At 66.4% G+C, this 9,894-nt stretch carries 11 protein-coding genes and 1 pseudogene; 11 read left to right on the top strand and 1 reads right to left on the bottom strand.

What is annotated here, in order from left to right:
• The first annotated feature begins 60 nt into the window (after nucleotides 1–60).
• Nucleotides 61–159 (top strand): heavy metal-binding domain-containing protein, encoded by a 99-nt coding sequence (locus NZ849_RS12110; protein ID WP_363319602.1) that lies wholly within the window; start codon nucleotides 61–63, stop codon nucleotides 157–159.
• Here NZ849_RS12110 and NZ849_RS09330 read toward each other — a convergent pair.
• Nucleotides 156–815: a GntR family transcriptional regulator gene (locus tag NZ849_RS09330; RefSeq protein WP_295406398.1), complete on the bottom strand. Its 660-nt coding sequence runs from the start codon at nucleotides 813–815 to the stop codon at nucleotides 156–158. The two genes, NZ849_RS12110 and NZ849_RS09330, sit on opposite strands and share 4 nt — an antisense overlap.
• 112 nt (nucleotides 816–927) lie before the next feature.
• Here NZ849_RS09330 and NZ849_RS09325 point away from each other — a divergent pair, with 112 nt between their 5' ends.
• The 10 genes and pseudogenes from NZ849_RS09325 to NZ849_RS12105 form a co-directional block, all read left to right on the top strand.
• Nucleotides 928–1,224 carry a UxaA family hydrolase gene (locus tag NZ849_RS09325; RefSeq protein ID WP_295406396.1) on the top strand — a complete coding sequence of 99 codons (297 nt, stop codon included), beginning with the start codon at nucleotides 928–930 and terminating at the stop codon, nucleotides 1,222–1,224.
• Nucleotides 1,224–2,396, top strand: coding sequence for a UxaA family hydrolase (locus NZ849_RS09320; protein ID WP_295406394.1), 1,173 nt, complete (start codon nucleotides 1,224–1,226; stop codon nucleotides 2,394–2,396). Before NZ849_RS09325 ends, NZ849_RS09320 begins: the two co-directional genes overlap by 1 nt.
• 27 nt (nucleotides 2,397–2,423) lie before the next feature.
• The gene (locus NZ849_RS09315; protein WP_295406393.1) at nucleotides 2,424–3,353 is read left to right on the top strand and encodes a hydroxyacid dehydrogenase; all 930 of its coding nucleotides are present in this window, start codon (nucleotides 2,424–2,426) and stop codon (nucleotides 3,351–3,353) included.
• A complete protein-coding gene (locus NZ849_RS09310; protein ID WP_295406391.1) occupies nucleotides 3,350–4,342 on the top strand; it encodes an Ldh family oxidoreductase in 993 nt (330 codons plus the stop codon). Before NZ849_RS09315 ends, NZ849_RS09310 begins: the two co-directional genes overlap by 4 nt.
• Nucleotides 4,339–5,598 carry an ABC transporter substrate-binding protein gene (locus NZ849_RS09305; protein ID WP_295406389.1) on the top strand — a complete coding sequence of 420 codons (1,260 nt, stop codon included), beginning with the start codon at nucleotides 4,339–4,341 and terminating at the stop codon, nucleotides 5,596–5,598. Before NZ849_RS09310 ends, NZ849_RS09305 begins: the two co-directional genes overlap by 4 nt.
• A 65-nt stretch (nucleotides 5,599–5,663) precedes the next feature.
• The gene (locus NZ849_RS09300) at nucleotides 5,664–6,569 is read left to right on the top strand and encodes a carbohydrate ABC transporter permease (RefSeq protein ID WP_295406387.1); all 906 of its coding nucleotides are present in this window, start codon (nucleotides 5,664–5,666) and stop codon (nucleotides 6,567–6,569) included.
• A gap of 60 nt (nucleotides 6,570–6,629) precedes the next feature.
• Complete coding sequence (locus tag NZ849_RS09295) at nucleotides 6,630–7,454, top strand: carbohydrate ABC transporter permease (RefSeq protein WP_295406385.1); 825 nt, start codon at nucleotides 6,630–6,632, stop codon at nucleotides 7,452–7,454.
• Between the two features lie 23 nt (nucleotides 7,455–7,477).
• A complete protein-coding gene (locus tag NZ849_RS09290) occupies nucleotides 7,478–8,770 on the top strand; it encodes a fucose isomerase (RefSeq protein ID WP_295406400.1) in 1,293 nt (430 codons plus the stop codon).
• Nucleotides 8,764–9,594 (top strand): PfkB family carbohydrate kinase, encoded by an 831-nt coding sequence (locus NZ849_RS09285; RefSeq protein ID WP_295406383.1) that lies wholly within the window; start codon nucleotides 8,764–8,766, stop codon nucleotides 9,592–9,594. Before NZ849_RS09290 ends, NZ849_RS09285 begins: the two co-directional genes overlap by 7 nt.
• A gap of 48 nt (nucleotides 9,595–9,642) precedes the next feature.
• Nucleotides 9,643–9,798, top strand: a pseudogene (locus tag NZ849_RS12105) (thiamine biosynthesis protein ThiS); the annotation flags it as partial.
• Nucleotides 9,799–9,894 lie beyond the last annotated feature (96 nt).

Here is a 9,894-nt window from a genome sequence, read left to right as displayed (position 1 = left end):
GCCCGCGAGATTGCGCTTTCCGAGCTGGAGCAGGCTGCGCTGGCCCGCGGGGCCGATGCGGTGATTGGGATTGATGTGGACTACGAGACCGTGGGCCAGGGGAATATGCTGATGGTCACGGCCTCGGGCACCGCGGTCAAGGCCAGCCGGGTCTACTAAGCCTGGCCCTTCCCCGAGAGGAACAGCTCCAACGCCCGCCCTGCGTTGCGCACGTGGGCCCGCATGGCGGCTTCGGCCCCTTCTGGGTCCCTTGCCCGCACTGTGTCCAAAACAGCCTGGTGCTCGGCCCGGGACTGGAGCAGACGGCCGGGGATGGCCGCCGAGCTGCCGATGAGCAGGCGGATCTGCCCGTCCATGGTCTCAGCGATGGCCAGAAGGCGCCTGCTGCCGGTCGCCTCCCACAGGGTGCGATGGAAGGCCAGGTCCAGGTCACCGTAGGCCTCGAGGTCGCCCGCCTCCGCGGCCTGAGCCTGGCGGGCAAAGAGCCTTTCCAGCTTGCGCAGCAAACCCCTTCCGCCATGCTCCACCGCCAAACGGGCGGCAAGCCCCTCCAGCACCTCGCGCAGGGTGTATATTTCCCGCACGTCCTCTAAGGTGGGCTCGAGCACAAAGTAGCCCCGGTGGGGCACCGCCACCACCAGCCCTTCCCGCTCCAAAGCGCTCAGGGCCTCCTTGACCGGTGTGGGTGAGAGCCCCAGCTCCTCGGCCAGCACGCGCACCACCAGCTTCTGCCCGGGGGGAATCTTACGCCCCAAGATGGCCTGGCGTAAGGCCCGGTAGGCCTCGCGGTTCAGGGTGGTGCGCCTTAGGGGCATCGGCGCCAATTTTAGCACATTGACCATAAAAGATTTTAGATATAGAATCCCATCAAAGCGCAAGGAGGAACCGGTGGCACACCGAGCCCTAGCACATAAAAGCACCGACGATGTGGCGGTCGCTGTGGCCGACCTGAAGGCAGGGGAAGAACTCACCATCGAGAGCCTGGAAGGAGGTCCGGCGCAGCGGGTCAGGGTGCTGGAGGATATCCCCCTAGGGCACAAAATCGCCCTCAGGGACATGCCTGAGGGCCACGTGGTCATCGAGTACGGCGAGAGAATAGGCCGCTTGACCCAGGCGGTGAAAAAGGGCGGCTGGGTGCACGTGCACAACATCCGAACCCTGCGCTGGGACTACGGGAAAGGGAACAAACCAACCCGGAGGCGGGCCGGAAAGGGAGGGTCGTGATGCCTCGCAAAAGAGGCTCCCTTCCACTTACAGGGTACCGGCGCCCAAACGGACGGGTGGGGGTGCGCAACCACGTACTCATCCTGCCCGTGGACGACCTCTCCAACGCGGCGGCCGAAGGGGTAGCCCGCCTCATCCACCCCACCGTGGCCCTCCCCCACCCCTACGGCCGCTTGCAGTTCGGCAAAGACCTAGAGCTCACCTTTCGCACCCTAAGCGGCCACGGGGCCAACCCCAACGTTTATGGGGCGGTGGTAATCGGCATTGAACCCAAGTGGACGGAGCGAGTGGCCTCGGCCATCGCCAAAACCGGCAAGCCGGTGGAGTCCTTTTCCATTGAGCGACACGGCGACCTCAACGTAATCAACGCCGCCAGCCGGGTGGCCTACCGGATGGCCCAGGACGCCTCCGAGGTGAAGCGAGAGCCCATAGAGGTTTCCGAGCTGGTGCTCTCCATCAAGTGCGGCGAGTCGGACCCAACCTTGGGGCTGGCAGGCAACAAGGCCCAAGGCAAGGTGGTGGACCGTCTGGTGGATATGGGGGCCTCGGTCATCTTTGGGGAGACCTCTGAGCTCACCGGCGGCGAGCACCTAATCGCCGAGCGCTGCGCCACCCCAGCCCTGAAGCGCAAGTTCCTCAAGCTCTACAACGACTACATCGCCATGATAGAGGCCCAAGGGGTGGACCTGCTGGGCTCCCAGCCCACCGAGGGGAACATCCGGGGGGGCCTCTCCACCATAGAGGAAAAGGCCCTAGGCAACATCCAAAAAACCGGCACCCGTCCCGTGAACGCCGTGCTGGACTACGCCGAGGAGGTGGCTCCGGGTCAGGGGTTGGTCTTCATGAACAGCTCCTCGGCAGGGGCCGAGCAGGTCACGCTGTGCGCCGCTGGGGGAAGCGTGCTCCACTTCTTCACCACCGGGCAGGGCAACATTGTGGGCCATCCCCTAATCCCGGTCATCAAGATCTCCCCCAATCCCATTACCTGCAAGACCATGCGCGAGCACATCGACGTGGCCCTGCCCGACCTGCTGGTAGGCGAGATTGGCCTGGAGCAGGCCGCCGAGCGCATCCTGGAGGTCTTCGTCCGGACCGTGAACGGCCGCCTGACCGCCGCCGAGCTTCTCCGACACAACGAGTTCGTGCTGACCAAGCTCTACCCCAGCGCCTAGGCTAGGCGGGACCCACAAAGGTGCATGATGATTGTGGTCTGTGAGTTCATCGCCCCGAGCGGGCTCGAGCGCCTGCGAAGGAGCGGTCTGGAGGTCTTCTACGACCCCGGGCTATGGAAGGACCGAGCCGCCCTAAAGGCCCATTTAGGCCGGGCCGCCGCGCTGGTCGTGCGCAACCAGACCCGGGTGGACGCCGAGCTGCTCGAAGCGGCCCCCCACCTGAGGGTGGTGGGCCGCCTGGGGGTGGGGCTGGACAACATTGAGCGCCCCGCCTTGGAAGCCCGGGGGGTAGCGCTTTGCGTTGCCCGGGGCATCAACGCTGGGGCCGTAGCGGAGTACGTGCTGGCAGCCATGCTGCACCTGGCCCGGAACCTAGCCGGGGCCGCAGCGCACGTAGCTGAAGGGGGCTGGGAGCGCACGGCCTTCGGCGGATTTGAGCTGGCTGGAAAGACCCTGGGGCTCATAGGGCTGGGAGAGGTGGGCCTGCGGGTGGCCCGGAGAGCCCGGGCCTTTGGGATGCGGGTGGTGGCCGCTGACCCTGCGCGGCTCCCTTGGGAAAGCGTGGTTCAGGACTTGGAAATCGAGCTCTGCCCAACATCGGGGGTGCTCGAGCAGGCCCACTTCCTCTCCCTACACGTTCCCCTCACCCAGGAGACCCGCTACCTCATCCGAGCCGAGACCCTGGCCCGGATGCCCAAGGGTAGCTACCTCATCAACACCGCGCGGGGCGAGTTGGTCCACGCCGCCGACCTGGCGGATGCCCTGCGGACGGGGCGCCTGGCTGGGGCTGTGCTGGACGTGGTAGAGCCAGAGCCCCTGCCGCCCGATCACGTCCTGCGGGGGGTACCCAACCTCTACATCACCCCCCATGTGGCCGGCCTTACCGCCGAGGCCCAGGAGGCGGTGGCGTTGCGGGTGGCAGAAGGGGTCCTGCAGGCACTGGGGGTGAAGGCATGAGGGTTCCCTACGCGGTGCTCGAGCAGGCCGTGGCGGCCCACTTTCGGGGGCTGGGCCTCTCGGAAGAACACGCCCACAGCATGGCGGTGGTGCTCCTCGAGGCCGAGCTCGAGGGCAACTCCGGCCACGGCCTGAGCCGCATCCCCCAGTACACGGCCCAGCTCCAGGCCGGTGGGCTCAACCCAAGGCCAACCCTACGTCTAGAACAACCCCGACCTGCCCTGCAGGTGCTCAAGGCCGACGGTGCGCCAGGACCGGTGGCCGGGCTTTACGCGGTGGAAGCCCTGCTGCCCCTTGCCCGCCGCCAGGGGGCAGCTGCCTTAGCGGTGCAGGGGGCTGGGCATGCGGGGGCTCTCTCGGCCTATGTGGGCCGCCTGGCTCGCTCCGGCCTGGTGGGGCTGGCCTTTGCCAACACCCCCCCGGCCATCGCTCCCGGGCCTGTCCTGGGCACCAACCCCATCGCCCTGGGGGCCCCAGCCGAACCCTACCCGGTGGTGGTGGACACCTCGGTCTCGGTGGTGGCCCGGGGCAAGATCATCGCTGCAGCCAAGCGGGGTGAGTCCATACCCCTGGGCTGGGCGGTGGACCGGGGAGGGCAGCCCACCACCAACCCGCAGGCCGCCCTGGAAGGCTCCTTGGTGCCCATCGGTGGGGGTAAAGGCTACGCCCTGGCGGTGCTGGTGGAGGTGCTGGCGGGGGTGCTGGCGGGGGGGGTACTCTCGCCTGAGCTGCCCCTACCCTGGACCTCCCCAGAGGCGGCGGCCAAGCCGGGCTTGCTTCTGGTCGGCCTCGAGCCCTCCGTCTTCCCGGGATACGCCGCGCGGATGACCCGGCTGGTGGAGGCCCTCGAGGCGGCTGGGGGGCGGATTCCCGGATGGCGGCGGGTGGCCTCTAGAGAGAAAGCCTTGCGGGAGGGTGTGCCCGTGGGCGAGGGCCTTTTGGAAGAACTCGCCCGCCTGGGCTTGCATCTGAAAGGAGGAAAGGCATGAAAAGGTTCTTTTGGCTCTTGGTGGCAGTGCTCCTGGCCTCTTCTGGGCTGGCCCAGCAGACCCGGCTCAGGGTGTTCGTGGGTGGGCAGCAGCGGCCGGACGTGATGCGCAAGATTTTAGACCTCTACCAGCAGCGCAACCCTGGGGTGCGGGTGGATATCGAGGTGGGGGGGGCCACTTCCGACCAACAACAGCAGTACCTTACCACCGTGCTGGCCTCGCGCGACCCCAGCATCGACATCATCCTGATTGACGTCATCCGGCCTGCCCAGTACCTGGCCAGCCGCTGGGCCGACACCATTGACAAATACCTGCCAGCAGCCACAAGGCAAGCCCTTTTGCGCCAGTACCTGCCGGCCTACACCCAGGCCAACGTGATCAATGGGCAGCTGGTAGCCTTGCCGGGCTTTGCCGACGCCATGTTCCTCTACTACCGGACCGACCTGTTGGAGAAGTACGGCTTCAAGCCCCCCACCACCTGGGAGGAGGTCATCCAGCAGGCCCAGACCATCCTGCAGCGGGAGAACAACCCCACCCTGAACGGCATCGGCTTCATTGGGGCCCCAGCCGAGGGAGCGGTCTGCACCTTCCTCCTGCCGGTCTGGGCCGCCGGTGGTGATGTGACCAATGCCCAGGGTCAGTTCGCCCTCACCGTGGAGCAGGCCCAGCGGGCCCTGCAGTTCTGGGTGAGCCTGATGGACCAGAGGGTTTCGCCGCCCAACATGGCCGAGAAGCCCCAGGACACCATCCGCCAGGAGATGCAGGCCGGGCGCTGGGTCTTTGGCACCCTCTTCGCCTACGCCTGGAACAGGTTCCAAAACGACGCTGACAGCCAGGTCAAGGGGAAGATTGGGGTGGTACCCCTGCCAGCCTTCCCCGGGGGACGGCAGGTAAGCTGCCTGGGCGGCTGGCAGTGGGTGGTCTCCGACTTCAGCCGAAACAAGGCCCAGGCCCACAAGCTGGTGCGCTTCCTCTCCAGCCCCGAGGTCTCCAAGATCCTGGCCATTGAGGCCTCCAACCTGCCGGTCTTCCCCGCCCTTTACCGCGACCCGGACATCCTTCGGGTAAACCCCTGGTTCGCCCAGGCGCTGCCGGTGGTGCAGGCTGCCCGGGCCCGTCCTCAGCACCCCCGCTACGCCGAGATATCGGAGGTCATACGGGTAACCACTAACCAGGTGCTGGCCCGGCAAAAGACCGCCGAACAAGGGGCCCGTGATATTGTGAACCGTCTACAGGCCATCTACAGCGGACGTTAGCTAAGGCCGGGCCCGCGGGGTCCAAAGCCCCCGCGGGCCTCTGAAGGGGGTTTGGGGAACCTGCCATGACCCAGCAAGAACCTAGATACCGTCGCAGCTTTGGCGACCTAAGCGAGCGCGCACTGGCCTTCTGGCTTTTGTTGCCTGCAACTCTCCTGCTGGGTCTGGTGGCCCTTTACCCGGTGGCTCGGCTCTTCCACAACAGCCTCTTTCGCCGACGGCTAACCGATGAAACGGGTACCAACCCCGTCTTCGTAGGGCTGGGCAACTTCGCGCAGGCTCTTTCTGACGAGCGGTTTTGGACAGCGCTTTGGAACACCTTCCTCATCGTCCTGGTCACGGTTCCGGGGGCTTTGGTGGTAGGCCTCCTGCTGGCCCTGCTAGCCAACCTTCCTTTCCAGGTCAGGTGGCCGGTGCGGCTTGGGCTACTCCTGCCCTGGGCACTTCCCCTGGTCTTCGCTGGCCTCATCTTCCGCTGGTTCTTTGACAGCCAGTACGGCGTCGTAAACGACGTTTTGGTACGGCTCGGCGGGGAGCGGCTTCTCTGGGTAACCACCCCCGAGCTGCTCTTTTGGGCCGTCTGCCTCACCATCATTTGGAAGACCAGTTCGTTCGTGGCCCTTATCCTCCTAGCGGGCCTGCAGGTGATTCCAAAGGAGCTTTACGAGGCGGCGGCGGTGGATGGAGCAAGCCGCTGGCAGAGCTTCTGGCGGATTACCCTACCCCTCCTGACACCCGCCCTTCTGGTGGCGGCCATCTTCCGAACCATCACCGCCTTTCAGACCTTCGACATCCCCTTTGCGATGCAGAACGGGGGAAGTTCGTTTGAGACCCTCGCCATGTACGTCCGCACCACCAGCATAGAAAACCTCAACTTCGGCTACGGCTCAGCCTTGGCGGTGTTGATGTTCCTCGTTAGCCTGGGGGTGACGCTTTTGTACCTCCGCCACATCCGAGGTGCCGATGATTAGGGGTGGGCCTCCGCAAAGGTTTTGGGCCGCCTCTCGTCCCAATCTCCAAAGGAGGGGAGCATGAGGTGGAGCGCCCGGTTTTGGCTCTGGGCCGCGGCCGCAGTTGTGGTGGTGAACGGGTTTTTCCCCATGGTGTGGATCCTGCTTACCTCGTTCAAGCCCGAGAGCGAGCTTACCCGAATCCCCATCACCTGGTGGCCGGAGAACTTCACCCTGCAAAACTATGTCCAGGCCCTCACCGGGGCTCCCATTGGCCGCTACTTCCTAAACAGCCTGATTGTGGCCGCAGGCGCCACCGCGCTCTGCGTCTTTGTATCGGCTCTGGCGGCCTACGCCCTGGCCCGGCTCCGGATTCCCCACAAGACCCTCATCTTCTCCCTTCTGGTGGGGGTTTCCATGTTCCCCACGGTCACCCTTTTACTGCCGCTGTTTGAAATGGTGCTGGCCCTTGGCCTGAGGAACACCTACATCGCCCTGATCCTACCCCACGCGGCCCTCTCCATCCCGGTGGCCACACTGGTTCTGGTGAGTTTTTTTCAGGGCATTCCCAAGGACCTGGAGGCCGCAGCCATGGTGGACGGGTGTACGCGGATTGGGGCCTTGTGGCGGGTGGTGGTACCGCTTTCAGCTCCAGGCGTGTTCACCGCAAGCATCCTTGCCTTCGTGAACAGCTGGGACGAGTTCCTCCTGGCCCTGACCCTGATGCCCTCCCAGGCCATGCGCACCCTTCCAGTGGGCATTCAGTTCCTGCAAGGGGAGTACACCTTCCCCTGGCCCCTTATCTCGGCAGCGCTGGTTATCGCCTTGGTTCCCGTAGCCCTGGTGATCGCGGTGTTCCAGGAGCGGGTGGTGGGGGGGCTGACCCAAGGAGGGGTGAAGGGATAATGCTGCGGGTCGGTTTGGTGTCGATGGTGAGGCCCCTTTTTAGGGGCTCGCGGCTGGGCCTCGAGACCGCCGCAGCCCAAGCCCTGGAGGCCCTGGGCCCCAGGCTTGGGTTTGAGCTGGCCTACCGCGCAGGTCCGGTGGTGGACGCTCACCAGGCCGAGGCCACAGCCCGGGCCGCTCTGGCCCAAGGCCTGGACCTCTTGCTGGTGCAGCAGGTCACCTTCGCCACTGGCGAGGTTTTTCTGCCCTTCTTTGAGCTACCCCTACCCCTTGGGCTTTGGGCCCTTCCAGAAGTCTGGGAGGGCGGCCCTCTGCCCCAAAACGCCCTGTGTGGCCTCAACCTAGGGGTTTCACTGGCCCAGCGACCGGCCAAGTGGTTCTACGGAAGGCCCGAGGAGGAGTGGTTCCAAAGGCGGCTCGAGCTCACCCTGACCGCGCTGCGAGGGGTCCGGGTGTTGCGGGAGGGGCGGGTTCTCCTGTTAGGCGGGCATGCCCCGGGGTTCTTCGCCTTCTCTGCCCTGCCTGAAACCGGACTTAGGGTGGAGCGAGCCGAGCTCTCCGAGCTGTGGACAGCCTTGGCAGAGGTGGACGAGGAGGAGGTGCGAGGCCGGGTCCAGGCCCTGGAGGAGCTTTCGGAATATGCCCCTGAGGAGCTGCTCCAGAGCGTCCGCCTGGAGTTGGCCCTGGAGCGGCTGGCCCAAGGCTACGACGGGGTGGCCCTGCGGGAGTGGCCGGAGGTTCCCGAGCGGCTTGGGATAATGCCCTACGCCGCCATGGCGCGGCTGGCCGACCTGGGTTATACCCTAGCCGCCGAGGGCGACGTGATGGGGCTGGCCTCTATGCTGGCTCTAAGGGCCCTTTCGGGGAAGCCCGCCCTGCTCCTGGACATCGCTCACCTTTCCCCCAAGGGGCTCACCCTATGGCACGGGGGTGAGGCGCCCAGGGTCTGGGCAGCGGGCCCCACCCGGCTCGCCCCCCACTTCAACCGGAGGCTCCCGGCAGTGCGGGATATGGCCCTGAAACCGGGACCTGTGGCAGGCTTGCGGCTCCTGCCCGGCCGCAGGGCGGCGGTGTACGGGGGTCACCTCACCGGGGAGAAGGGCTACGAGGGCGACTCGGGACACCTCACCCGCCCCACCTGGGCCGCCCAGCCCCTCACCCCCCGGCAGTTCCTGGCGAGCTGGCTCAATCACCGCCTGCCTCATCACCTAGCCCTGGGGGCGGGCGCGCTGGAACCGGCCCTTCTGGAGATGTGCGCCTGGCTGGGCCTGGAGGTGCTGCCCCCCCAGCCCGAGGAGGAGCGTTTGGTATGGTAGGGGTTCTCGCAGTGGGCTGGGCCAACCTGGACCAGCGCTACTACGTGGAGCAGTTCCCACCGCAGGGAAGCCGGACCGGGGTGCGGGCCTACCGTGAGACCATAGGCGGCCCTGCGGCGGTTGCAGCCCAGGCGGCGGCCCGGCTGGGGGCCCAGGCGCACCTGGTCAGCCGTGTGGGGAAGGACGCGGCAGGGGCGCGCCTAGCGGCAATGCTGCGGGAAGAAGGGGTGCGGACCCACCTTCAGCTCGGCCCGGCCACCCCGGTTTCGGCGGTGCTAGTAACCCCAGAGGGGGAGCGCTACATCTTCCCCTACCGGCCCAGCCTTCCCGAAGAGCTCGAGGCCGACCCCCACAAGCTGCTGGAGGGAGTGGGTGCAGTTCTGCTCGACGGGCGCTGGGCCAGGGCGGGTCGGGTGGTGGGCCAGGCGGCGCGAACCCTAGGGATCCCGGTGGTTTTTGACCTGGACCGCGAGGAGGACTGGCCGCTGGTGGAGGTCGCTACCCATGTGGTGGCCTCCGAAGAGCTGGCCCACAGGCGAGGGGGTGTGAAACGGCTCATGGCAGAGCTGGGGACTATGGGCGTCTTCTACGCGGTCACCCTGGGAGCCCAGGGGGTGGCCTATGGGGGAGGACATCTGCCCGCTTACCGGGTCTCGGCGCAGGACACCACGGGGGCCGGCGATGTATTCCATGGGGCCTTCGCCCTGGCCCTGGCCGAGGGCAAAGAGGGGGAGGCTGCTCTGCGCTTCGCCTCTGCCGCGGCCGCGCTCCACTGCGCCCAGGCCGCCCCACCCAGTCGTGAGCAGGTAGAGGCCCTGCTCTGAGCGCCCAAGGTTACGAAGCCCCTTGCTCCTACCTGCTAGACTAGCAGGGTGAAGGTCATTTTGCGCCTGCCGGAGCGCAAGGAGGTGGAGATCAAGGGGAACAGGCCCCTAAGGGAGGTCCTTCTGGAGCTTGGCCTGAACCCGGAGACGGTTGTGGCTGTGCGGGGCGAGGAGCTCCTCACCCTGGACCAGGTGGTGGGGCAGCGCATTGGGGCTGGGCGGGTGCGGGTCATTGGGCACCCCCGGGAGATGCACAAGGTGGAGCCCGGCGACGTACTGGTGGCCGACATGACCGACCCC

The organism is Meiothermus sp. (genome assembly GCF_025060375.1).
In the GTDB taxonomy this organism is placed as follows: domain Bacteria; phylum Deinococcota; class Deinococci; order Deinococcales; family Thermaceae; genus Meiothermus.
This window is presented reverse-complemented; position numbering and strand designations above follow the sequence as displayed.